A 23,078-nucleotide genomic window follows, 5' to 3' on the forward strand; every position below is an offset into this window, starting at 1 on the left:
GATCCCCTTGGCCAGCTTCAGGTGCGGCAACCCATTCTTGTTGCGCTCGAAGGTAGTGGCTGTGGTTAGCACACCTTTGATGCAGCCATGTGACCTCGGTGAGCTAAAAAGCCTCTCGATCCCGCTTTTACGGCCTGAATCGAGTCAGCAATTCGGGATCAAGGGTTGCTGTCACGGCGAAAACCGCGCATTCGACATCTATATCTAACGCCGCCACCCAGAAAAATGGTTGAGCACCTGCAGACGTTACGCGCAGTAGGCAGTAATTCGACGGCATCAAAAAGAATGTGCGATTACCGAGGCATAGCTCGACCCATGCCCACTACTACGGGCCTGCTCATGACTATCCGCAGAATGAGCTGAGTGAGTTTATTAGAGAGGGAAGAGCAGCTACTTAGTCCGTCCGACTGAGCGACTACTATTTCGAATGGCGGCGGGAGGTGAACAAAGCAGTTGCGCCGAAGCAGTTGTTGCTTCGCCGACTTCTCAGCTGTCTGAGGTGGAACGAAACTCCAAGCAGCTTGAGGTTCTGCCTGAGGGAAATTCGTATGCCTCAAGGCCGGTAATATATGTTGGATCCCGTTATCCAAAGCTTCCGCTTCGAGGGCCCAGGATTTTTTCTTCTGGCTTCGAGAGCTATTCAAGCTCACAAGAGGCTGCAATCAGCAGCCTCTAACTGACAGATCAGGTGAACAGCGGTAGCACCGACTCACCGAGCTCCTCGATAGTCTCCTTCACAGGACGGCTCGATACACGCATGTTTAACGCAACATGCGAAACGCCTTGATCACGCTGACGCTTCCACAGCTCGATCAGTGCCTTACGGCCACCGTAGATACCATGTCGCACCCGAAGCGGAGCGTCTGGATCGCGGTCGAGTTCGAAGAAGGTGCCGTAGCCGTAAGGCTTGAAGACCTGGGGGCCGCAAGCTGCTCGCCAGCTTTCGATAACGGTGGGTAAAAGTTCTATGTTGCTCTGATGCCAGATCCAGCCATCCATGTTATCCGCGAGCCATGAGATGTCTTGGCCGCAGCGCCCTACAGCCACGGTTTTCAGCCTGGCCTGTTTTGCCTTCGGAACTAGGTCGAGCGAGCCATCCAGCGTGCCGTAGAACTTGGACTGATGAACCGGGAATGATTGGTTTACGGCAGCAGTGATGAGTGTATGAGCATCCCTGAAGCGTTCGGAACGGTTCTCGAATTCAGCGCCGAATGCAGGATATTCAGAAGGTCGATCGCCAGTAGACAACCCAAGAATAAAACGCCCCCCGGTCAGTTGATCAACCGACAGCGCTTGTTTGGCGACTGCGAGAGGGTCACGGAGAGGAAGCACGATACCTGCAGTACCGATCGCAATATATCGCGTCGCCGCGGCAAGCCAACCGGCATACACCATTGGGTCATAGATCTGGCCCACATCTCCAAAAGCGGGATCCCGGAACGGTACATCCCTCAGCCAAAGCGCCGCAAACCCGAGATCATCTGCAAGTGTGGCCAAGGCAGTATGGTTTCTCATCGTTGGGGTATCGCTATTTGGGTAGCCTTCGAGGGGTGTCAACAAACCAAAGGTTAGCTCACCTGGCTTGAATACCTTGTCGAACACACTAGCTGCCGACGTGGCCGTGGAATTTCGATAGTCAGACATGGATTACCTCTTGAATATAATTCAGCGCAAAGCAACCACAGAAATTGGGGTGAGCAGCCAGATTGCAGATAAATAATCTGAGATTGAGCGTGGGAGTTGCTCGGGAAACGGGCGGCAGCCACCCGGCAAAGTCGGTGTGGAACTCCTTTACCTTGTGCGGAATTTTATCAAGCTGAACGCATTGGAAATATAAGCATTGGCTTCATAGACTGGTTCCAGCAAAGTACCAATCAACTGAGGACAAAGTGAGGCGTGCAACACGCCTCTGAGAAATTTCAGTTTACTTTTTTTGGGTGTTCAAGCTGCGGAATAACTCAGCCACCCATTCTACAAACACCCTTACATTAGGTGATAAATTTCGACGATCAGGGAACAGGATCGATACTTGTTTGGGCTCTGTATGTAAATTTTTGAGGACTTCTACCAACGCACCAGAATCAATGTGTTCCTGCACAGCGGGTCGGAGCCCTTGGAGCACACCAATGCCAGCCAGTCCGCAGTGCAGGAAGGAACCGGCATTGTCTACAGCTACCGCGCTTTTCATTTTGATGTCAACCAACTCGCCGTCGACTCGGAATCTCCACGGCATAATTTGCCGCCGATGTCCGACAATGAAGTTTACTGCCACGTGATTGCGCAGATCTTCAATGGTTGCAGGCGAGCCTCGCTGGGCGATGTATTTTGGAGCAGCACAATTCACCAGTTCGACTTGGCCGATCGGCTTGGCGATCATGCTGGAATCGTCCAGCACTCCTAAACGAATCGCACAATCTATTCCTGAGGCTATGAGATCGTTTTGATGGTCAGATGTACCGATGAACAACTCAAGGCCAGGGTAGCGCTCAAGGAAATCGGGCAGTTTGGGAATAATGATGGCATTTGCCACCACTGTGGGCATATCAACACGCAGCTTGCCTTTGGGTGGTCGATTAGGCGAGAACCATTCCAGCACATCTGAGATGTCTGTTAGCAGCTGAACGCTACGGTCGTAAAACAGCTCGCCATCAGGCGTCACATTTACTCTTCGAGTAGTGCGATGCAGCAACTGCACACCCAGATCTTTTTCAAGGTTCTGAATGGTTTTAGATAACGCCGGACGATGAAGCCGCATGGATTCTGCAGCCTTGGTGTAGCTGCCATGATCGACCACTGCCACGAACATCTCCATGGCTTCTAGCATATTCATTCTTGGAGCCTGTCATTGTTCATAGTTGGATCCTGACACAAATCCCGCAAAGGATAGCTCACCATCGTTCCCGAAACCGGTTAGCCACTGCAGCATAATTAGGCACGCTACCTGTAGTGATCAATCGCCTGACTATAAAACATCCTGCTTCCCAGCATGCGTACTGCTGTGGAAACAGTTTGTTAATCATAGTCTTACCAATGCTACCTGCCGACTATCGCTAAAGTCTTCCCAAACAGGGTCACGCAGCTGATCGAATAAAATGAATAATCCCATGAATTATTCAATTAGTGATGCGTTGCCCACGCTTGTAGCATTTCCTCATCCCTTGAAGCGGCTAGCCCGCTCAACTGAGTGCATGAGGAGAACGCTGTGAGCCAAACAACAATAAAACAGCCGATGGAAGGTGTCCGAGTGCTAGACATCGCGACGTTCGTCGCTGCGCCATTTTGCGGAACGATACTTGCCGACTTCGGTGCCGAGGTGATCAAGATTGAGCAGCCGAACGGCGGCGACACGCTGCGGAGATTTGGCACTCCGACTGAGTGCGGGGATACGCTCGTGTGGCTTAGTGAAGCCCGCAATAAGCAGTCGATGACGCTGGATTTGCGTACCCCTGAAGGAGCGGAGTTGTTCAGGGCGCTTGTGGCCGAGTCTGATGTCGTCCTGGAAAACTTCCGCCCAGGTACGCTTGAGAAGTGGGGGCTCGGCTTTGAAGCCCTACGTGAAATTAACCCTAAGCTCGTAATGCTCCGCGTCAGTGCCTATGGACAGACCGGGCCCAAGCGAGGTGAGCCAGGGTTTGCACGAATCGCACATGCCTTTGGTGGCCTCTCTTTTCTTGCAGGCGAGCCCGACGGGCCACCAGTTGTACCTGGTTCAACATCCCTTGCTGATTACATTTCTGGCATGTGGGGCGCGATTGGCGTGCTGTTGGCAATGCGTTCGGTCGCCGCCGGCGGCGTTGGCCAGTTCATCGATATCGGACTGTATGAATCGGTGTTTCGCTTGCTGGATGAAATCGCCCCTGCCTACGCCAAGTTCGGACTTGTCCGGGAGCGCATGGGGCCTGATACCGTCAACGTCGTGCCTCATAGCCATTATGAAACCAGTGACAACCGCTGGATTGCACTTGCCTGCAGCAACGACCGGATGTTCCAGCGGCTGGCCGTGACCATGGAGCAGCCTGAATTAGCTGAGCTCTACCCCACGAGTCCAGATCGAGTTGCTGCTAGGGCCAAGATCAATGCTCTCGTTTCTTTATGGGTCTCCCAGCACACTCAAGAAGAGCTCCTGAAGGTTTGTGCAGAGGGTCAGGTACCGGCAGGGCCCCTGTACTCGATCGAGGAAATCTTCCAAGACCCCCAATACGCCGAGCGCAAAAACCTCATTCGAATCCAGGATCCCCGTGTTGGTGAATTGGTACTACCAAGTGCCATCCCGCGCCTGTCCGAAACCCCTGCGACTTTCAAACACGCAGGCCCTGCGCTGGGTAGCAGTACCGATGAAATTCTTCGCCGAGTTCTCTCCCTGACGGCCGCCGACATCGCGTCGCTGCGTGCCAACCAAACCATCTGATTACTAACGTTACGAGGCAGCCAGAATGAAAAACTACAAAATGTACATCGGCGGCGAATGGGTCGAATCGTTATCGGGGGAGTCGTTCGAGACCAAGAATCCCTACACCGGTGAGGCCTGGGCAACGCTGCCTCGTGGCAATGCGGACGACGCAAACCGCGCCGTTGCGGCGGCTCAACGTGCGTTCGAGGACGGTGAGTGGGCGAGGATGACCGCCAGCCAGCGGGGGCAGCTGTTGCGGCGCCTAGGCGATCTGATCGCCGATAACGTTGATTTGCTTGCGAACACCGAAGTTGCTGACAACGGCAAGCTGCTCGCGGAAATGCGCGGTCAGGTCAACTATCTGCCCCAATATTTCTATTATTTTGGTGGCTTGGCAGACAAAGTCGAAGGTGGCGTACTTCCGATCGACAAGAAAGACACGTTCACTTTCACCCGCTATGAACCACTCGGTGTGTGCGTCGCCATTACAGCCTGGAACTCGCCGCTGCTGCTGGCGGTGAACAAGCTGGCTCCAGGGCTGGCGGCGGGTAACACCTTCGTTCTGAAGCCTTCCGAGTTCACGTCCGCGTCGGCGCTTGAGCTCGCCAAACTTGTCGAAAAAGCAGGTTTCCCTGCTGGTGTCGTCAACGTCGTAACGGGCTTTGGCCTGGAAGTTGGCGAACCATTGGTCAACCATCCCGACGTACAGAAGATTGCCTTCACAGGTAGCGAGATGGGCGGGCAAAAAATCTACGAGGCGGCAGCCAGGAACCTGAAAAAGGTGACCTTGGAGCTGGGAGGTAAATCTCCAAACATCGTCTTCGATGATGCCAATCTCGATAACGCCGTAAAGGGCGTTGTTGGTGGGATCATGGCGGCGACCGGCCAGACTTGCGTGGCAGGCTCCCGTCTTCTGGTTCAGGAGTCAATTCACGATGAGTTCGTCGACAAACTTCTGGCCTTCGCTAGTACCGCAAAAATGGGCGATCCGATGCTGTCCACCACCCAGATCGGCCCGGTAACCACTCCACAGCAGTATCAGAAAATCCTCGATTACATCGCTATCGCTAAGGACGAGGGGGCAATCTGTCGCTTGGGTGGTAAGGCTTCGACTGCACCTGAGTGCGGCAATGGTCTGTTCGTTGAGCCAACCATTTTCACTGGCGTACACAACAAGATGCGCATTGCCCAAGAAGAGGTGTTTGGCCCTGTCTTGTCCATCATCCCTTTCAAGGACGAGGCGGATGCTATTCGCATCGCGAACGACAGCCTATACGGCTTGGCTGCGGGTGTCTGGACTCAAAGCATGCGCCGTGGGCTGCTGATGTCCGAGAAACTTCAAGCCGGGATGGTTTGGGTAAACATGTATCGCGCTGTGAGCTACATGGCGCCGTTTGGTGGCTACAAGCGGTCGGGCGTTGGCCATGAGAACGGACAGGATGCGATCTACGCGTACCTGAAAACCAAGAGCGTCTGGTTCAGCACTGCGCTGCATACCCCAGACCCATTCGTTCTTGGTTGATTGAACCTGCCGTTCTCAAGCTTTGCGCACAAAAAGGATAAAAGCGATGCACCAGCCATTTCCTATGCCAGGCAACTTCTTTGACGATTTCGCGGTGGGTAATACCTACCGCCACTGGCCAGGTCGAACCATCACTGAAGCCGACAACATCCAGTTCAGCCTGTTGACGATGAATCGCCATCCGATGCATTGCGACAGCAACTTTGCAGCATCCAGTGAATTCAAGAAGCCGCTGATCAACAGCGGCCTCACCGTTGCGATTGTATTGGGCATGACGGTGGATGAAATCAGCCTCAATGCGATCGCGAATTTGGGGTGGAAGGACATTGAACTGAAGGCACCGGTCTTTCCAGGTGACACGCTTTACGCTCGATCGGAGGTCACTGAGGTTAGAGCTAGCCGCTCACGACCAGGGCAAGGAATCGTTACCTCGAGAACCGAAGCCTTCAATCAGCATGACGTTGTCTGTCTTGTTTTCACTCGTTCATGCCTGGTTCCGACTCGTGAGTTCGCCGAGACAGCGAGGGGTGGCCAATGAATTACGATTTGCTCAAAGGAACCCGAGTGATTGAAAGCTCGGCTTTCATCGCGGCACCTCTCTGTGGGATGACACTTGCGCAACTTGGCGCAGATGTCATCCGAGTCGACCTGATCGGAGGCGGCATTGACTACAACCGTCTCCCGTTGTCCGACGATGGCCGAAGTATCTACTGGACAAGCCTTAATAAGGCGAAGCGCTCAGTCGCAATTGATCTTCGGTCAGGGGAGGGGCGTGAGCTCATCCAGAATCTGGTCTGTGCTCCGGGTGAGCAATCAGGTGTGTTATTAACCAATATCGGTGTGGACTGGCTTAGTCATGAGGTGCTTCGCGCGCGGCGCGCCGACCTGATCAGTTGCACGATCGAAGGTAACTTCGATGGGAGCACGGCGGTCGACTACACCGTCAATTGTGCAACTGGATATCCAGTGATCACTGGAGATGGCTCCGAAGATCGTCCCGTCAATCACACGCTTCCGGCGTGGGACGTGATTTGTGCAAACCAGGCCGCTACTGCGGTGATAGCCGCATTGGGGCGACGGTACCGTGAGCGCGTTGGTGCAGAAATCCGCCTCGCACTCTCCGACAGCGCATTCTCCACTCTTTCTCACCTAGGCATGCTGACTGAGGCGGAGCTGCTGGAGCCTGAGCGTAAGTCGCTGGGGAATTACCTGTACGGTGCCTTCGGAAAGGACTTCGCAACGTCCGATGGCCGTCGCGTGATGGTGGTGGCCATCTCTAGCAAGCAGTGGACATCGTTGGTCAAGGCGTGCGGTTTAGAAGACATCATCGGTGGCCTCCAGCAGACCCTTGGATTTGACTTCCGCCAAGAGAAAGACCGCTTTGAGGGGCGCGAGATCATCGCACCGTTGATTGCCCGGTGGTGCTCGACGCGCACGCTGGCGCAGATCGAGCAGCATTTCAAATCTCACGGGGTCACTTACGGCCCTTACCGCACCGTCCGCCAGCTACTTGAAGAGGACAATCGCGTCTCTCTAGAGAACCCGCTGTTCGAATACATCGAGACTGAAGGAGTTGGCCAACACCTGTCCTGCGGCACACCTTTGCGTTTCTTTGGCCAGCAGCGCGGTCATGTACAAAGCGCTCCTGTCGTGGGGCAGCACACCGATGAAGTGCTCGCCGACGTCCTTGGGTTCGACTCCCATCAAATTGCCAGGCTGCACGACGCCAAGGTGGTCGCGGGCCCGTAAAAAGCAAAATCGACTCAACTCATCGACAAAAATAATAGTGAGTGCGCTTAATGAGTAGTTTGTTCATTTGCCTGGCCTCGCTAGGTTTCCTGATGTATGTCGCCTACAGGGGATTTAGCGTCATCCTGTTTGCGCCAATAGCGGCCTTGGGTGCAGTGCTACTCACCGATCCATCGATGGTCGCGCCAGCATACAGCGGCATTTTCATGGACAAGATGGTTTCACTGCTGAAACTGTATTTCCCTGTGTTCATGCTCGGCGCGGTCTTTGGAAAGCTCATCGAGGTTTCGGGGTTCGCGAGGTCGATCGTATCTGCGATCTCACGGGTCTTTGGCAGCAGCTACTCCATAACCTGCATCGTCGCGGTCGGAGGCGTGCTGACCTACGGCGGTGTATCGCTGTTCGTTGTAGTGTTCGCTATCTACCCGTTTGCTGCAGAGCTCTTTCGGCAGAACGACATTCCAAAGCGATTGATCCCCGCGACAATTGCCTTAGGTGCCTTCACATTCACAATGGATTCACTGCCTGGGTCTCCTCAGATCCAGAACATCATTCCTACGAGCTTCTTCGGCACCGACAGTTACGCAGCTCCTGTGCTGGGAATCGTAGGTTCGATCTTCGTGGCTGGGTGTGGGTTGATCTATCTGGAGTGGCGCCGACGTACGTTGATGGCTGCCGGGGAGGGCTATGGTACCGGACACACAAACGAGCCATCTCACATGCACGACCAGAAGCTGGTCAACCCATGGATCGCAATTCTTCCACTCCTGATTGTGGGGATTGGGAACAAGCTCATTCTTGAATTGATTTCGTTCAGCTACGGTGCAGGTAATCAGGTACTGGTGACGTTCCGGCCTGACTACCCTGGCGTACCTCAAGAAGTCACCAAAATGGCTGCCATTTGGGCGGTAGAGGGGGCGCTCACGCTGGGCATCCTCGCCACGGTAGTGCTGGCGTTCTCAAGAATCAAATACGTGTTTACAGAGTCCACCAAGATCGCAGTTTCAGGGTCGCTGCTGGCCGGATTGAACACTGCTTCTGAGTATGGGTTCGGGGCAGTTATCGCTGCGTTGCCTGGATTCAAAATGGTGGCTGATTCCCTCGCGCATATAGAGAACCCTCTGATCAATCTCGCGGTCAGCGTCAATATTCTCGCAGGCATTACGGGGTCATCGTCAGGTGGTTTGAGCCTGACGCTGGGAGCCCTGGGCGATCAGTTCATAGCGATGGCTCATCAACACGGAATTCCCGCAGAAGTGATGCACCGGGTCGCATCCATCAGCGCGGGAGGCATGGATACGCTCCCGCATAACGGCGCGATCATCACGCTCATGGCCGTTACGGGCCTCACGCATCGCCAATCGTATGGGGACATTTTCGTCCTAACGATTTTCAAAACCCTAGCCGCATTTATCGTGATCGCGGTCTTCTATCTGACTGGCTTGGTTTAAGCACTCAAAACAACTACAAGAGATGGGTATCTATATGAGCAACTCACATTATGACTACATCATCATCGGTGCAGGTTCATCAGGGTGTGTCCTGGCCAATAGACTGACAGCCGATCCCTCCAAACGCGTGCTTCTCCTTGAGGCCGGGCCTGCGGACAACCTGCTGTGGATCAAGATTCCTGCTGGCATGACGCGGCTGTTTTCCAACAACAAGGTGAACTGGCGCTATCAGGGCGCTGCGGAACCAGGCCTCAATAACCGAGTGCTTTATTGCCCTCGCGGCAAGACGTTAGGTGGCTCCAGCTCTATCAATGGTCTGGTCTACATGCGTGGCAACCCGAAGGATTATGATGATTGGCGAGACGAGGGGAACAGTGGGTGGGGATGGGACGATGTCCTTCCTTACTACAAAAAAAGCGAAAAACAACTGCGTGGTGAAGACGCTTTCCACGGTGCGGATGGTGAGTTAGCAATCGCAGACGTGGTAAATCCTCATCAGGCTTCTCAACTGTTCATCAAGGCAGCTCAAAACGCTGGTATTCCGTTTAACTCCGACTTCAATGGCGCTCGCCAGGAGGGGGTCGGTTACCCACAGATGACCATGCAAAACGGAGTGCGGCAGTCAGCCGCGACCGCGTTCCTCGACCCGATAAAGCACAGACCGAATCTTGACATCCTGGTCAACGCCCACGTTGAAAAGATCTTGTTTGAAAGTAACCGTGCAATCGGCGTCAGCTACGCCATCAAAGGTAAGCCCGGGAAGCGTACTGCCATGGCTAGCGAGATCATTCTCAGCGGCGGCACAATTGCGTCCCCGCAGCTTCTGATGTTGTCTGGCGTAGGGCCGAAGGAGCATCTGCAAGAACACGGAATTGCGGTCGTAAAGGATCTTCCGGGCGTCGGCGAGAACCTTCACGACCATGCATATGTGCACTTTCTGAATCAGGTATCACCGGAAATGTCCATCAACCACCAGATCCAAGGCTGGTGGCTGATTCCGCATGTTCTGCAATACGTAGGCGTGCGAAAAGGGTTGCTCACCTCTGCAGCAGCCCAGGTCGTTTCGTTTACCAAGTCCGATCCATCGTTCGAGTATCCAGACATCCAGATCCAGTTCCGTCCATTCAGCATCGTCGTGACTGAGGACGGCCGGATCGTCCCAGAGAAGATCCCAGTGGTCACAGCCTCGTGCAGCCAGGTTCGCCCTAAGTCCCGTGGACGGTTGCGCCTGAACTCTGCAAGTGCCTACGACGACCCGAACATCCTGATGAACTACCTCACTCATGAAGATGACTGCAAGGCAATGATTGCCGGAATCCGCTGGATGCGAAATATCTATTCATCGCAACCATTGGCGGACAAGGTTGTGAAGGAAACGATGCCCGGCCGACAGCTGCAAACCGACGAGGAATTGCTTGGCTACATCCGCAAGTTCGGCCAATCGATGTATCACCCTGTGGGTACTTGCCGAATGGGAAACGACAAGATGGCGGTGGTCGATAGCCGTTTGCGGGTTCATGGGATCCAGGGGCTAAGGGTCGTGGATGCGTCGATCATGCCCAGCATCACGTCAGGCAATACCAACGCTCCGGCAATCATGATCGGGGAAAAAGCTGCGGACATGATCATCGAGGATGCGTGCGCCCTGGCTAATGTGGGTTACACGCCAGCTACCAAATCGGCAGCGGTTTGAGGAGAATACCGATGGACTATTCAACCTGGGCTGGCCGTACTCAAACGCGGCATGACTCCATCAGCCCCGAGCTGGTTACCCGAATCGCGGGTACGTTGAGCGAGCCTGCTCCAGCAGCAGGAGAGCCATTGCCGTTGCTTTGGCATTGGGCATTTTTCCAAGAAGCTGTAGCAGCCGAGTTAATCGGTGTGGATGGCCACCCCGTAACTGGAGAATTTTTGCCCGAAGTGGGTAGTCGTGCTCGCATGTGGGCGGGTGGGCGGCTGGTATTTAACAAACCCCTGAAAGTAGGTGTTCCTGCCGAGCGGATCTCCACGATTGAAAGGATTCAAGAGAAAGAGGGGCGCTCTGGCTCTCTGTTGTTTGTGACGGTGAAGCACAGCATTTATCAGCTTAACGAACTGATGCTCACCGAGGAGCAGGACATCGTTTATCGCGACCCCAGCCCTTATAAAGCCGTGCCTGGTAAACCCGCACCCGAAGCGGAATGGCGTGATCAGGTAGATATCGATCCGGTAATGCTCTTCCGATACTCGGCAGTCACGTTCAATGGCCATCGGATCCACTACGACTGGCGTTATGTGACCGAGACAGAGGGTTATCCAGGTCTGGTGGTGCATGGGCCACTGACCGCAACCCTTGTTCTTCGAACCTTCACCAAGGCTAAGCCTGACGCTGTTGTACGCAGCTTCGCGTTTAAAGGCGTGCAACCGATTATCTCAGATCAGACGGTCGAGATAGGCGGGCTTGTGGAGTCTCCTGGCGTCGCTCATATATGGGCAGCCACAAGCAACGGCATCAGCCAGACCGGCCAAGTAACGTTTGAATAACCAGCCATTTATTCTGGAGTTAACTTCATGGATCAGCTTGACCGTGCTACTCAAATTGTCAGGTCTGCATTGTTCGTTCCTGGGGATCGGCCGGAACGATTTGCCAAAGCCTTGGCCGCGGGCGCCGACCGAGTGATCATCGACTTTGAAGACGCTGTCGAGGAAAGCGCAAAGCCGGGGGGCCGCGATTCGCTTCAGGCGTTCCTTCAGCAAAATCCGGAGGCGGGGGTGTGGGTGAGGATCAACAGTACGGGCCATGATCAATACCAAGCTGACGTCGATTTCTGCAATCGCGAACCAGGCGTCGCGGGGATCATGTTACCGAAGGCAGAAGATCCAGCACTGGTGATGCAGCTGTCTGAGTGCGGCAAGCCGCTCTGGTTGATCATTGAAACGGCCACGGGAGCCGCAACCCTGTCACTCCTCGCAGCGACGCCTGGCGTAGAGCGCCTTTGTTTTGGCTCGATCGACATGGCCGTGGATTTAGCTTTGGAGGAGGGCACCCAAGGCGGCCAACACATGCTCAATACGCTTCGCGCAGGCGTCATTTTGCACTCGAAGCTGAACAGGTTGGCGCCGCCGCTGGATGGTGTCTACCCTGCGATTGCTGATGTGTCCGGTTTGGCAGAGTCGGTGAAGAACTCACAAGGCATGGGGTTCGGCGGAGTGCTGTGTATCCACCCGTCACAGGTATCCGTCATTCATGAAAGCCTTACCCCTTCGGCGAATGAGGTGGACTGGGCACGACGCGTCCGTGAGGCTGCGCTCAGTCAACTAGGCGCCTTCAAGTTGGATGGCCGGATGATCGATGCGCCGGTGCTGGCGCGGGCAGACCGCATTATTTCGCTAGCCAGCTTGCCCTTTTAGATGCCCATGGGAAGCCACAGCCTGAAGCTGCTGTGGCATTTCCTAACTCATTCCAAAGCGTTCGGCTTGCAAAGCGATCATCGGATAAGATGGCCACTTTTGCTGAGCCTTGCAGCACTGGCTGTGGCTCCCTTGTCTGTAGGAAAGAGTCATGGAACGAAAATACGTTGGAATTACGGACGAGGCCGTCGATACTGGCATCGCTACTCGTAGCTTCTCCGAAGCCGAAATTCGCCAAATCAGAGATAGCAGTGGGCGGTTCGTAAAGCACATAAAAACGCAGTCGCATCCTCGCTCGCTTTTGCCTGCTTCCGTGATTCAGGTGAATCAAACCTACGTGTACCAAGCTGACCTGCGCCCGGTTATGCAAGCTATCGCCCGCACTAGAGACGTGCAAATCGCGGACGATTTAAGTGAGCGATACCGACTGGTGCTGTCCAAGTTGGAGCGCTTTTTGAACCACAGGCGGATTCTCGATAGCCTGAATGAAGCCGCTGGGGACGCTGCTGAGATATTCGATTTGCGGCTAACGCCTATTCTAGAGAAGCTGGGCAACAGTAGGTCTGATGTACCCGCAGGCGTGGCACTCATAGACATGCTACGAGCACAGGTGAATATTGAGTTTGTTTACCTGCTTTCGACATTTTGGATTGACCGCAAAAGTGTGTCCATCGACACAGGGCTACCGAGAAGACTTGAGGGATTAGAGCGCAGGGTGCGGAGAGCTCTAGAACAATTGGTGGCTTACCAGTACCAACCAAACAACAGATTTGTGCTTCGAGACTCGTTGTATGGTAAGTACCTGTTGCAGGGTGATAACGGTATTTCTTATCTACAACAGTTTTTAGAACACGATTCGCGCTTCGAATCCTATGATGAGTTCATGGGAATGATTTTCAACGAACGCCTTGAGTACACCGGCAATCATGATTATCGAGGAGACCGCTCAGGCGATGCCAGTTTCGGATTCAATTTTACGGTCGACCAGATCCACTTCAAGGATGACGAGCGTCATAGTTTCGCCTGTAGTCTACGAGCGGTGCTGTGTGACATACCTCAAGTTCGCTCCATTCTTGAAGAGCTGAAAGACGCTCACACGATTGATCCAGAAGATATTCAGCCTCAGACCGGAGCGGATTTAGCTGACCCGATCCGGCTGATGGCGATACCTCTATTGTTACCTAAGCCTGCCTCTGAGTGAAACAGAGGTCAGCTCATGTAGGGTTGGGTGCGGTTACGCGTCGAATGAGGTAAGCCGATGAGCAATCGTACCAACTGTGCGAGCTTGGCCGCTGCAGGTGATAGGGCTCGTCCTTTCAGAGTAATGATCGCCACCTGCCGGGTCATCCTCGGCTGCACAATCAGCATCTGGCTGGTGTCTGGAAGAGGGTAGTCAGGCAGCACAACCGATGGAAGTACCGCGGCTCCTAGTCCTGCACTCGCCATGGAAATTAACGTCTGTGCCTGATTGAACTCATAGCGGGTCGTCAGCGTAAGGTTAGACGCCTTTGCAGTTTCGTCGATCAGCATCCGCAGTGCGGTGGCTTGGTTTAGCAGTAGCAGAGGAAGCTTGGCCAACTCCTCCATCGTGATCGTCTCTCCCGCGTCGGGCAGAAGCTTCTTGGGAACCAATGCATAGAGATCTTCGGTGAGGACAGGCTCGAAATTGAAATCCTGAGCATCACTCATAGGGCCAATGCCGAAGTCTACCTCACCCTTGCGAATGCTTTCGTGCATGTCGCCAGAGGTGAGTTCCCTTACGAAAACCTCGATCGCAGGATAATCGTGATCAAACGCAGACAGAATTTTCGCTAGGCGAGTGGCGGCCACCGTGGTGGAGCACGCGAGGAATATTCTGCCGCTCTGCAGGTCAGCCGATTCCTGAATCTTGCGCAAACCTAACTCAATCTCATGGATTGCCCGACGTGCGCTATCCAAGAGCTGTTCCCCCTCACGGGTCAAGCTCACATGACGTGTCGTGCGGTGAAACAGTGAGAGCCCAAGCTGTGCTTCCAACAGCTTGATCTGACTGGTGACTGCCGACTGCGATTTATGAGTTAAATCAGCAGCCTGTCGAAAGCTTCCATGCTCAGCTACAAGCAAGAATGCCTGCAGGAGTTTGAGATTTACGTTCGGTAACGCGCGTGGTTCAGTCGAAAGGGACATGACATTTACCATTTGATCGAAAAATCTTCATAATTCCGATGATAATTGAATTGGATGGGTTTCGCACCCAGCCTTATGCTTCAAACACGTCGTAACGGCATCCACAAAAACAAAAGGAGCCCGATGTGTCATTTGATCGGAACTACTCAGTTGCAAAGTCTTTTCGCCTTGATGGTAAGCATGCGCTGATCACAGGCGGCGGTGGTGGAATCGGTGCCGGCATCGCACTTGCGCTTTGCCAAGCTGGCGCAAGTGTGACCTTGGTAGGCCGGACGGAATCAGCCCTGCGTGATGTCGCAAGTGAATTGCAGTCTGAAGGGCATGAGGCTTCAATCATTGTTTGCGACATCACTGACTCCGCTGCAATAAGGAGCGTGATTGACGGCCTGCCGCAGCTAGACATTCTCGTAAACAACGCGGGAACCAACTTCCCGCAACCGATTCAGGACGTCACCGACGAAAACCTGGATCTCATGCTTAACCTGAACGTTCGGGCGCTGTTTGTGACCTCGCAAGCCGCCATCAAAAAGATGCTTGAGTCAGGTGATGCCGCTGAGGCATGCGTGATCAATGTGACCTCTCAAATGGGGCACGTCGGTTCACCTAACCGGTCGGTCTACTGCATGACCAAACACGCCATCGAAGGGCTGACGAAGGCACTCGCCATCGAACTCGCTTCCTCCGGTATTCGGGTCAACAGCATCGCTCCCACCTTTGTGGATACCCCGCTCATTCGCAAAATTGTTGATACGCCTGAAAAGTACGACTTCCTTGTTTCGAAAATTCCTCTCGGTTACATGGCTGACATTTCCGACATTGTAGGCGCCGCCGTTTACTTGGCTAGCCCTGCAGCTCGGATGGTCACTGGTACCTGCATTCGCGTCGACGGCGGTTGGACAGCCCAATAATCCGCCACCTCTAAATAGGAGATATGAAATGAGTGAATCCACTGGCTACGTGCTCATCGAGCAAACTGGCGGGCCTGAGGTCATGCAATGGAAGCAAGCGCCAATTGCTGCGCCAGCAGCAAATGAAGTGCAAGTTCGTCATGAGGCGATCGGTGTCGACTTCATCGATACCCAGCTGCGTTCCGGCATCCTTCCTGTGAACTTGCCGAGTGGTTTGGGCTTCGCAGGTATGGGCACAGTAACCGCTGTGGGTGGCGAGGTCAGCGAGATCAAGGTAGGACAGCGGATTGCTTATCACTACGCTGTCCCTGGCTCTTATTCTGAGGTACGCAATGTCCCTGCCGGTCGAGCGTTCGTTCTGCCAGACCAGAACATCGATCCAAACATTGCTGCCGGTGCCCTGTTCCGCGGCCTGACGGCCTGGTACCTATCGACTCGACTACGTGAGGTAAACAAGGGTGATTGGGTATTGGTTCATGCTGCGGCAGGCGGTGTCGGACTGATCCTTTGCCAATGGCTCAGTCATCTTGGCGCCAACGTAATCGGCACCACCGACAGTACCGAGAAGCTGGAGGTGCTGAAGGAATATGGGTGCAAGTATCCCGTTAATCTTAACAGCGAAGACTTCGTTGAGCGCACCAAGCAACTGACCGATGGTGTAGGCGTCAGCATCGTCTACGAATCCATTGGTAAGGCTACCTTCGAACGTTCTCTGGATTGCCTCAAGCGCTTCGGTCTGATGGCTTCCTTCGGCTGGCCTTCTGGTGACGTAGAGCCTATCCAGTTGGCTCATACCCGCAACAAAGGGTCGCTGTTCCTGACCCGACCAACCATTTCCCACTACATCGCGGAAGACGCCGATTTCAAGCGCGGTGCTGCTGAGCTCTACGGCTTGATCAGCGAGGGTGTTCTGAAAATTCGTACGGAGCACTGCTACCCACTCAAAGAGGCGGGCAAGGCTCACGACGACCTGGCCAATGGACGCACTACCGGTTCGGTCGTGCTTCAACCCTGACCTAACCGGACGCTTACGAAGTTCGCAACTCACCAGCCAAAAACAATAAAGGTGATCAAATGCTACTTGAAGGCAAAACTGCAATCGTAACCGGCGCCGCTTCCATGAAGGGCATCGGTTGGGCAACGGCGAAGTGCTTCGCGCTGAATGGCGCCCGTGTTGCTTTGCTTGACCTAAACCTTGAACACACTGTGACTGCTGCCAAGGAGCTGGGTGACGGTCATCTTGGACTGACGTGCGATGTACGCGATCCAGCGCTGTGTCTGGCGGCGGTGAACTCTATTGTTGAGTCGTTCGGGAAGGTCGATATCCTGATCAACAACGCAGGCGTCAGTCAGTCTTTTAGGCTGATGGACAGCACGATGGACGATTACGACCTGGTCATGGATGTCAGTCTGCGCGGTGCGTACAACATGTCACGCGCTGTGGTGCCACACATGCGCACCAACCGCAGTGGCGCGATCGTATGCATGGGCTCGGTCGCTGCCCAACGCGGAGGAGGTGTCCTGGGCGGGCCTCATTACGCTGCCGCCAAAGGCGGCGTCCAGACGCTGGCGAAGGCAATGGCTCGTGAGCTCGCCGCCGACAACATCCGGGTCAACTCCATCGCCCCTGGCCTCGTCGATACCGAGCTGCTGATCGGCAAACTCACCCCTGAAATGCATGCTGCAGCGATGGCGGCGACCCCATTGGGGCGCATGGCGTTGCCTGCCGACATTGCAAATGCCTGCCTGTTCTTGTCGTCCGACCTTTCCAGCTACATCACTGGCGTGATCCTCGACGTCAACGGTGGCTTGCACATCCACTGATGCGCCAGAGCTTGTCGTCAGAGTTGGAGGTTGCCATGTACTTGCAAGGTAAAGTCGCAATTGTAACGGGCGGTGCTTCCCTCAACGGAATTGGCTGGGCGATAGCCCAGCGTTTTTCCGAGGAGGGGGCAAATGTGGTCTTGGTCGATATAGCTCCATACGATACCGAGCGTGTCGCTGCACTGCCGACGCCTGCGCTGGCGTTGAATTATGACATTCGTGATTTCGCTTGCTGCCAGGCAGCAGTGGCGACAGCGCTCGCCCAGTTCGGTGGGATCGATATCCTTATCAACAATGCAGGGGTCAGCCAACCCCGGAAAGTATTGGATATTGATGATCAAGGCTACGACCTGGTTCTGGACGTGAGCCTGCGGGGCTCGCTGAACATGGCTAAGGCCGTCGTCCCGAGTATGCGGGCCCAGAAAAGCAGCGCGATTGTTTGCATGAGTTCCGTTTCCGCGCAACGCGGTGGCGGCGTTATGGGCGGAGCCCATTACTCAGCGGCAAAGGGGGCTGTCCAAGCCCTCGCCAAGGCCCTGGCCCGGGAACTGGCGCCTGATCAAATCCGAGTGAACGCGGTAGCGCCCGGCCTGATTGAGACAGACCTCATCGCGGGCCGGCTATCTAGCGACAACCGCGAAAAAACCCTGTTAGCCACACCATTGGGACGCATTGGGTGTCCTGACGACGTAGCCAAAGCTTGTCTCTATCTCGCATCTGATCTTTCCAGCTACGTCACCGGTGTCGTGCTGGATGTGAATGGAGGCCTGCACATTCACTAGCTCCATGTTTCAGATCATCCAGAACAAGAACAACGGAGAATGAAAATGAAACGACTCATCAGCCATGTTGCCGCAGCTTTAACACTTGTAACAGCCTGCGCCGCCTTTGCCGACGAACCAATCAAGATCGGCGTGCCTGGCCCGTATACGGGAGGCTCCGCTCCAATGGGCGTCTCCATGCGTGATGCCATGCGAATTGCGGTCAAGGAAATCAATGAAAAGGGCGGTGTCATGGGCCGTCCATTGGAGTTGGTAGAGCGTGATGACGAAGCGAAAAATGAGCGCGGCATTCAGGTAGCCCAGGAGCTGATTTACAAGAATCAAATCGTGGCGGCTGTCGGCGTCATTAACACCGGCGTCATGCTAGCCAGTCAGCGTTTCTACCAAGAAGCAAAAATTCCGATCATCACCCCGGGCCCATCGGGCTCAGACGTGACCAAGGCGTTCCTGCCTGACAGCTATGTGTTCCGCGTTTCGCTTCCAGATCGACTTCAAGCTGAAATGATCGTGAAGGAGTCAATCGACAATCGGCATTTCGAAAAGGTCGCAATCCTTGCTGACTCCACGAACTATGGCCAACTCGGTCGAGCCGACCTGGAGGGTGTACTCAAAGAACGGGGCATCAGTCCTGTCGCCGTGGAGAAATTCAATATCAAAGATGTGGACATGACGCCGCAGTTGCTTAGAGCTCGAATGAAAGGGGCTCAGGTCATCCTGACCTATGGCGTAGGGCCTGAACTCGCTCAAATTGCCAATGGCATGGCCAAGCTTGGCTGGAAGGTTCCCATGATCGGTAGTTGGACGCTCTCCATGCCTAACTTTGCGGAAAACGCTGGCGCGAACGCTGAAGCTGTCCGTATGCCTCAGACCTTCATTCTCGAAGGGGCCGCTGGCAAGCGCGAAGCCTTCATCAAGAAGTTCGAGCAGGCCTATGGTGTCACGCGGATCCCTGGCCCCGTGTGGGCAGCCCAAGGCTATGACTCCATTTATCTGTTGGCCGCCGCAATCGAACAGGCCAAATCCACCGATGGCACCAAGATCAAGGAAGCTCTTGAGGATCTTCAGGCCCCGGTTGAAGGGCTAGTCATGACTTACAACAAGCCGTTTTCCAAAACTGACCATGAGGCGTTCAAAACCACGAACGTAGCCATCATGGGTGAGATCAAGAACGGCCAAGTGGTCTTCGCCTACGACGCAGACCGCGGCAAGATTCAAGCGAACTAATCATTTCCCACAATCAGGCGCCCAGACATCTGAGCGCCACGGCGCCCTGCGCGCTGAAGAGGTGAAAGATGGACGGAATGCTACTTCAAGTCCTGCTTAGCGGGGTTTCCGTAGGCATGATTTACGCTGTGATTGCCTTTGGCTACCAACTGACGTTCTCGACGTCATCGACTCTTAACTTCGGCCAAGGAGAAGCTCTGGCACTGGGGGCGCTGGTCGGCTTGACGATAGTTCCATACGTTGGGTATTGGGCAGCCATTCCGCTGGTAATGCTTTTTGGTGCTGCGCAAGGTGTTTTTGTGGAGCGTGTCGCGGTACGGCCGGCGCTCAAAATCAAATCCGAGTTTGGGTGGATTTTGGCAACGATTGCCTTGGCCATCATTTTCAAGAACGTCGCTGAGAACATATGGGGCAAGGACGATCTCAAATTCCCATCACCGGTGTCAGAAATGCCCATCCAAATCGGATCGGCGTTTGTAATGCCGATGGAGCTGATTGTGGTAGCAGGTGCGCTATTAATCATGGCCGCGGTCGAGTTTTTCAATCGCAAAACGATCCTGGGCAAAGCAGTGGTTGCGACAAGCTCGGATCGTGATGCCGCAGGTCTGATGGGTATCAACACTGGTAGCGTCATCACGTTCTCCTACGCACTGTCGTCAATGACTGCGGCCTTTGCAGGCATTCTGGTCGCCCCCTTGACGCTGACTGGCGCCAGTATGGGCGTGGCTTTGGGACTTAAAGCGTTCGCAGTAGCAATCATCGGTGGGTTGACTTCCGGTGTCGGGGTGATCGTGGGCGGGATCATCCTGGGTTTGTCTGAGACAGCGACAGGCTTCTTCCTCTCCACCGGTTACAAAGATGTCCCCGGTCTCATCCTGTTGCTGGTCGTGTTGATGATCAAGCCCGCAGGCATTTTCGGCAAAGCCGTGATCAAGAAGGTGTAACCATGAAGAAGACCTCAATCCTCTCTCTGGTTCTGTTGCTTATGGCCGGTGCGTTGCTGCCACAGGTGTTCCATAACCCGTATTACCTGCACCTGATTGTCGTCATTGGTATCTACGCAATTTTGCTATTTGGGATGGATATCCTGGTCGGGTATACCGGCGAAGTTTCTCTCGGCCATGCCGGCCTGTTCGCTGTGGGCGCCTACAGTTGCGGTATTGCTGCCACCAGCCTTGGTTGGCCGGTATACGCAGCAATCCCGCTCGCAATAGGTGTTACGGCGATCTTTGGTGGTCTATTGGCATTTCCGGCCCTCAAGGTGACAGGCCCGTACCTGGCGATGGTGACATTGGCTTTCTCCACTATCATCCAGATCCTCACCAATGAGATGGAATTCTTGACCAAAGGCCCTCAGGGCCTGCAAGTCCTCAAACCTGAGATTTTCGGTACCAGGCTTACCGCTGTAGAGTTCTATTATGTAGTGCTTGTCGCTTTGATCGCAGCGCTAGTCGTTGTGTCTCGAATTCTGCGCTCGCATATTGGTCGAGCTTTTGAAGCGCTGCGCGGCAGTCCGATTGCAGCAGATTGCATGGGCGTCAACGTATACCGCTACAAAGTGCTGGCCTTCGTTCTGAGCGCCGCCTTTGCGGGCCTTGCTGGTGCGTTGTTCAGCTACTCAGAAGAGTACATCGCACCGAACTCGTTCGGGTTCGAGCTCAACGTGCTGTTCCTGCTCGCCCTGGTTTTGGGCGGTAAAAAGAGCAGGATCGGGGCCATAGTTGGCGCAGCGATCGTAGTCATGCTTCCCAACTGGCTCTCGGATTTGGCAACAGTCAGAACGCTCGCTATCGGTATCGCTATCGTGACCGTGGCGACAGTCGTGTATTCGCTGGCAAAAAGCAAAATCTCTCCGAAGTATGGCGTGGCTGCGGTGGCAGTGGCGGCCGCAGTGGTGTGGGCAGTCTTGCGCATTGAAGATGTGACCGAGCACCGCCTGACAATCTTCGGTTTGATGATGTTGGGTGTGATCTATTACCTGCCAATGGGCGTAGTTGGCTTGGTCAAGACGCTAACGCCACCGGCCAAGGCTCGTAGCGAAAGCATAGCGGGCGCCTCTGCACCATCAGTTGAAGCTTTCCTGGGCGGTCAGGTCACCGCCAACCAAGGCCCGGCTCTGCAGGCTCGTGGCGTTGTCATGCAATTTGGCGGGCTGAAGGCGCTAAACGGAATCGATCTGGATATCGAGCGCCGAACTATCCATGGGTTGATTGGCCCGAACGGCTCAGGCAAAAGCACCATGATGAACGTCATCACGGGCATTTACCGAGCAACTGAAGGAACGGTTCAGTTTGCAGGCAAAGCCATCCAAGACTCGACACCCTCCAAAATAGCAATGAGCGGTGTCTCTAGAACATTCCAAAACGTGCAGCTGTTCGGCGAAATGTCTGTCCTCGAAAACGTCCTGGTGGCGTTCAACCATAGCTTTGCCAGCCGCCTGCCATCGGTAGCGCTGGGGCTGCCCGGCTACCGAGCAGAGGAAGGTGCGGCGCGGGAGAAGGCTTGGAGCATTCTTCGCTTTATTGGCTTGGATCATCTTGGTCATGAGGAGGCGAGGAACCTGCCTTATGGCAAGCAGCGCATCCTTGAAATAGGGCGTGCACTCGCTCTCAACCCGGCCTTGTTGCTTCTGGATGAACCTGCTGCAGGACTTACCGCACCTGATATCGAAGACCTGATTCGAATCATTCAAAAAATCCGGGATCGCGGCGTGACCATCGTATTGATTGAACACCACATGGACATGGTGATGCGGATTTGCGACCGCGTCACAGTCTTCGACTTCGGCCAGAAAATCGCAGAGGGTTTGCCACTTGATGTGCAGAACGATCCACGAGTTGTCGAGGCTTACCTGGGCGTAAAGCCAGAAGAAGAAATCGTCAAAGCAGCGACGCCGGATGGCGAAACGAACAGCTTCGTTGCTGGAGGTGCAAAGCATGCTTAAGGTCAAGAATCTGATTGCCGGGTACGGAAGCGTCCAAGTGCTTCACGGCATCGACTTTGAGGTCAAAAAGGGCACGGTTGTTAGCCTGATCGGCTCAAATGGAGCCGGTAAGACCACCACGATGCGAGCTCTTTCGGGAATGATTAGCCCCAGTGATGGGGAAGTCCTTCTGGATGGCAAAAACGTCGCTGGGCTGCCTTCGCATAAAATCGCCAGGCTCGGTCTTGCTCACTCACCCGAAGGACGGAAAATTTTCCCTACGCTATCCGTCGTCGACAACATAACGTTGGGTGCGTTTCCAAGGTTCATCAGGAGCCGGCCGAAGGGAGACATCAGGGGCGACCTTGATCGCGCCCTTGAGCTCTTTCCTCGTCTGCAGGAGCGCAGAAACCAGCAGGCTGGAACGCTTTCCGGAGGTGAGCAGCAAATGCTCGCCATGGCCCGGGCAATCATGCTTAACCCTGATGTCATCCTGATGGATGAACCCTCAATGGGCCTGGCTCCCATTCTTGTTGAAGAAGTGTTCAACATCATTCAACGGCTCAAGTCGACTGGTGTGACCATGCTCTTGGTCGAACAGTTTGCGGCTGCCGCTTTGGAGGTCAGTGATTATGCGTATGTGCTTGAGAACGGCCGCATCAATATCCATGGCCTGGCTTCGAAAATGAAGAACGATCCCGCCGTGAAAGCGGCTTACTTAGGCGGCACTCATTAACTACGAGAGACAC

General features: G+C 54.5%; 20 protein-coding genes. 17 read left to right on the forward strand and 3 right to left on the reverse strand.

Going from position 1 to position 23,078, the window contains the following annotated elements:
- Nucleotides 1-684 precede the first annotated feature (684 nt).
- Together HU724_RS13950 and HU724_RS13955 are read right to left on the reverse strand one after the other, a co-directional pair.
- Nucleotides 685-1,644: an LLM class oxidoreductase gene (locus HU724_RS13950; protein WP_186566917.1), complete on the reverse strand. Its 960-nt coding sequence runs from the start codon at nucleotides 1,642-1,644 to the stop codon at nucleotides 685-687.
- 280 nt (nucleotides 1,645-1,924) lie between these two features.
- Entirely contained in the window at nucleotides 1,925-2,830 is a 906-nt protein-coding gene (locus HU724_RS13955) for a LysR family transcriptional regulator (RefSeq protein WP_186566915.1), read from the reverse strand.
- 372 nt (nucleotides 2,831-3,202) lie between these two features.
- Here HU724_RS13955 and HU724_RS13960 point away from each other — a divergent pair, with 372 nt between their 5' ends.
- From HU724_RS13960 to HU724_RS14000, 9 genes are all read left to right on the forward strand, one after another.
- A complete protein-coding gene (locus HU724_RS13960; protein WP_202883380.1) occupies nucleotides 3,203-4,408 on the forward strand; it encodes a CaiB/BaiF CoA transferase family protein in 1,206 nt (401 codons plus the stop codon).
- 25 nt (nucleotides 4,409-4,433) lie between these two features.
- The gene (locus tag HU724_RS13965; RefSeq protein WP_186566913.1) at nucleotides 4,434-5,912 is read left to right on the forward strand and encodes an aldehyde dehydrogenase; all 1,479 of its coding nucleotides are present in this window, start codon (nucleotides 4,434-4,436) and stop codon (nucleotides 5,910-5,912) included.
- A gap of 46 nt (nucleotides 5,913-5,958) precedes the next feature.
- On the forward strand, nucleotides 5,959-6,450 hold the full coding sequence (locus HU724_RS13970; RefSeq protein WP_186566912.1) for a MaoC family dehydratase: 492 nt from the start codon (nucleotides 5,959-5,961) through the stop codon (nucleotides 6,448-6,450).
- Nucleotides 6,447-7,661, forward strand: coding sequence for a CoA transferase (locus tag HU724_RS13975; protein ID WP_186566910.1), 1,215 nt, complete (start codon nucleotides 6,447-6,449; stop codon nucleotides 7,659-7,661). The genes HU724_RS13970 and HU724_RS13975 overlap by 4 nt, the downstream gene beginning before the upstream one ends.
- Nucleotides 7,662-7,711: 50 nt before the next feature.
- The gene (locus HU724_RS13980; protein ID WP_186566908.1) at nucleotides 7,712-9,112 is read left to right on the forward strand and encodes a GntP family permease; all 1,401 of its coding nucleotides are present in this window, start codon (nucleotides 7,712-7,714) and stop codon (nucleotides 9,110-9,112) included.
- 34 nt (nucleotides 9,113-9,146) lie between these two features.
- The gene (locus tag HU724_RS13985) at nucleotides 9,147-10,805 is read left to right on the forward strand and encodes a GMC family oxidoreductase (RefSeq protein ID WP_186566906.1); all 1,659 of its coding nucleotides are present in this window, start codon (nucleotides 9,147-9,149) and stop codon (nucleotides 10,803-10,805) included.
- A gap of 11 nt (nucleotides 10,806-10,816) precedes the next feature.
- Nucleotides 10,817-11,635 (forward strand): HTD2 family dehydratase, encoded by an 819-nt coding sequence (locus tag HU724_RS13990; protein ID WP_186566904.1) that lies wholly within the window; start codon nucleotides 10,817-10,819, stop codon nucleotides 11,633-11,635.
- A gap of 27 nt (nucleotides 11,636-11,662) precedes the next feature.
- Nucleotides 11,663-12,502 (forward strand): HpcH/HpaI aldolase/citrate lyase family protein, encoded by an 840-nt coding sequence (locus HU724_RS13995; RefSeq protein WP_186566902.1) that lies wholly within the window; start codon nucleotides 11,663-11,665, stop codon nucleotides 12,500-12,502.
- 151 nt (nucleotides 12,503-12,653) lie between these two features.
- Nucleotides 12,654-13,703 (forward strand): hypothetical protein, encoded by a 1,050-nt coding sequence (locus HU724_RS14000; protein WP_186566900.1) that lies wholly within the window; start codon nucleotides 12,654-12,656, stop codon nucleotides 13,701-13,703.
- Nucleotides 13,704-13,711: 8 nt separating this feature from the next.
- Here the strand turns inward: HU724_RS14000 and HU724_RS14005 are convergent, their stop codons facing one another.
- A complete protein-coding gene (locus HU724_RS14005) occupies nucleotides 13,712-14,668 on the reverse strand; it encodes a LysR family transcriptional regulator (RefSeq protein ID WP_186566897.1) in 957 nt (318 codons plus the stop codon).
- A gap of 125 nt (nucleotides 14,669-14,793) precedes the next feature.
- Here HU724_RS14005 and HU724_RS14010 point away from each other — a divergent pair, with 125 nt between their 5' ends.
- The 8 genes from HU724_RS14010 (at nucleotide 14,794) to HU724_RS14045 (ending at nucleotide 23,065) form a co-directional block, all read left to right on the forward strand.
- On the forward strand, nucleotides 14,794-15,576 hold the full coding sequence (locus HU724_RS14010) for an SDR family NAD(P)-dependent oxidoreductase (RefSeq protein ID WP_186566895.1): 783 nt from the start codon (nucleotides 14,794-14,796) through the stop codon (nucleotides 15,574-15,576).
- A 28-nt stretch (nucleotides 15,577-15,604) separates the two neighbouring features.
- Nucleotides 15,605-16,591 carry a quinone oxidoreductase family protein gene (locus tag HU724_RS14015; RefSeq protein ID WP_186566893.1) on the forward strand — a complete coding sequence of 329 codons (987 nt, stop codon included), beginning with the start codon at nucleotides 15,605-15,607 and terminating at the stop codon, nucleotides 16,589-16,591.
- Between the two features lie 59 nt (nucleotides 16,592-16,650).
- Nucleotides 16,651-17,400 carry an SDR family NAD(P)-dependent oxidoreductase gene (locus tag HU724_RS14020; RefSeq protein WP_186566891.1) on the forward strand — a complete coding sequence of 250 codons (750 nt, stop codon included), beginning with the start codon at nucleotides 16,651-16,653 and terminating at the stop codon, nucleotides 17,398-17,400.
- Between the two features lie 35 nt (nucleotides 17,401-17,435).
- A complete protein-coding gene (locus HU724_RS14025; RefSeq protein WP_186566889.1) occupies nucleotides 17,436-18,182 on the forward strand; it encodes an SDR family NAD(P)-dependent oxidoreductase in 747 nt (248 codons plus the stop codon).
- Between the two features lie 45 nt (nucleotides 18,183-18,227).
- Nucleotides 18,228-19,406, forward strand: coding sequence for an ABC transporter substrate-binding protein (locus HU724_RS14030; RefSeq protein WP_202883379.1), 1,179 nt, complete (start codon nucleotides 18,228-18,230; stop codon nucleotides 19,404-19,406).
- Nucleotides 19,407-19,474: 68 nt separating this feature from the next.
- A complete protein-coding gene (locus HU724_RS14035) occupies nucleotides 19,475-20,350 on the forward strand; it encodes a branched-chain amino acid ABC transporter permease (RefSeq protein WP_186566886.1) in 876 nt (291 codons plus the stop codon).
- 2 nt (nucleotides 20,351-20,352) lie between these two features.
- A complete protein-coding gene (locus HU724_RS14040) occupies nucleotides 20,353-22,350 on the forward strand; it encodes a branched-chain amino acid ABC transporter ATP-binding protein/permease (RefSeq protein ID WP_186566884.1) in 1,998 nt (665 codons plus the stop codon).
- On the forward strand, nucleotides 22,343-23,065 hold the full coding sequence (locus HU724_RS14045) for an ABC transporter ATP-binding protein (protein ID WP_186566882.1): 723 nt from the start codon (nucleotides 22,343-22,345) through the stop codon (nucleotides 23,063-23,065). Before HU724_RS14040 ends, HU724_RS14045 begins: the two co-directional genes overlap by 8 nt.
- Nucleotides 23,066-23,078: the final 13 nt, after the last annotated feature.

The organism is Pseudomonas iranensis, assembly GCF_014268585.2.
In the GTDB taxonomy this organism is placed as follows: domain Bacteria; phylum Pseudomonadota; class Gammaproteobacteria; order Pseudomonadales; family Pseudomonadaceae; genus Aquipseudomonas; species Aquipseudomonas iranensis.

Excerpts from the sequence above, each read along its gene's own strand:
- HU724_RS13950 (WP_186566917.1), bottom strand. The coding sequence starts at position 1,644 with ATGTCTGACTATCGAAATTCCACGGCCACGTCGGCAGCTAGTGTGTTC.
- HU724_RS13955 (WP_186566915.1), bottom strand. The coding sequence starts at position 2,830 with ATGAATATGCTAGAAGCCATGGAGATGTTCGTGGCAGTGGTCGATCAT.
- HU724_RS13965 (WP_186566913.1), top strand. The coding sequence starts at position 4,434 with ATGAAAAACTACAAAATGTACATCGGCGGCGAATGGGTCGAATCGTTA.
- HU724_RS13970 (WP_186566912.1), top strand. The coding sequence starts at position 5,959 with ATGCACCAGCCATTTCCTATGCCAGGCAACTTCTTTGACGATTTCGCG.
- HU724_RS13975 (WP_186566910.1), top strand. The coding sequence starts at position 6,447 with ATGAATTACGATTTGCTCAAAGGAACCCGAGTGATTGAAAGCTCGGCT.
- HU724_RS13980 (WP_186566908.1), top strand. The coding sequence starts at position 7,712 with ATGAGTAGTTTGTTCATTTGCCTGGCCTCGCTAGGTTTCCTGATGTAT.
- HU724_RS13985 (WP_186566906.1), top strand. The coding sequence starts at position 9,147 with ATGAGCAACTCACATTATGACTACATCATCATCGGTGCAGGTTCATCA.
- HU724_RS13990 (WP_186566904.1), top strand. The coding sequence starts at position 10,817 with ATGGACTATTCAACCTGGGCTGGCCGTACTCAAACGCGGCATGACTCC.
- HU724_RS13995 (WP_186566902.1), top strand. The coding sequence starts at position 11,663 with ATGGATCAGCTTGACCGTGCTACTCAAATTGTCAGGTCTGCATTGTTC.
- HU724_RS14000 (WP_186566900.1), top strand. The coding sequence starts at position 12,654 with ATGGAACGAAAATACGTTGGAATTACGGACGAGGCCGTCGATACTGGC.
- HU724_RS14005 (WP_186566897.1), bottom strand. The coding sequence starts at position 14,668 with ATGTCCCTTTCGACTGAACCACGCGCGTTACCGAACGTAAATCTCAAA.
- HU724_RS14015 (WP_186566893.1), top strand. The coding sequence starts at position 15,605 with ATGAGTGAATCCACTGGCTACGTGCTCATCGAGCAAACTGGCGGGCCT.
- HU724_RS14020 (WP_186566891.1), top strand. The coding sequence starts at position 16,651 with ATGCTACTTGAAGGCAAAACTGCAATCGTAACCGGCGCCGCTTCCATG.
- HU724_RS14025 (WP_186566889.1), top strand. The coding sequence starts at position 17,436 with ATGTACTTGCAAGGTAAAGTCGCAATTGTAACGGGCGGTGCTTCCCTC.
- HU724_RS14030 (WP_202883379.1), top strand. The coding sequence starts at position 18,228 with ATGAAACGACTCATCAGCCATGTTGCCGCAGCTTTAACACTTGTAACA.
- HU724_RS14035 (WP_186566886.1), top strand. The coding sequence starts at position 19,475 with ATGGACGGAATGCTACTTCAAGTCCTGCTTAGCGGGGTTTCCGTAGGC.
- HU724_RS14040 (WP_186566884.1), top strand. The coding sequence starts at position 20,353 with ATGAAGAAGACCTCAATCCTCTCTCTGGTTCTGTTGCTTATGGCCGGT.
- HU724_RS14045 (WP_186566882.1), top strand. The coding sequence starts at position 22,343 with ATGCTTAAGGTCAAGAATCTGATTGCCGGGTACGGAAGCGTCCAAGTG.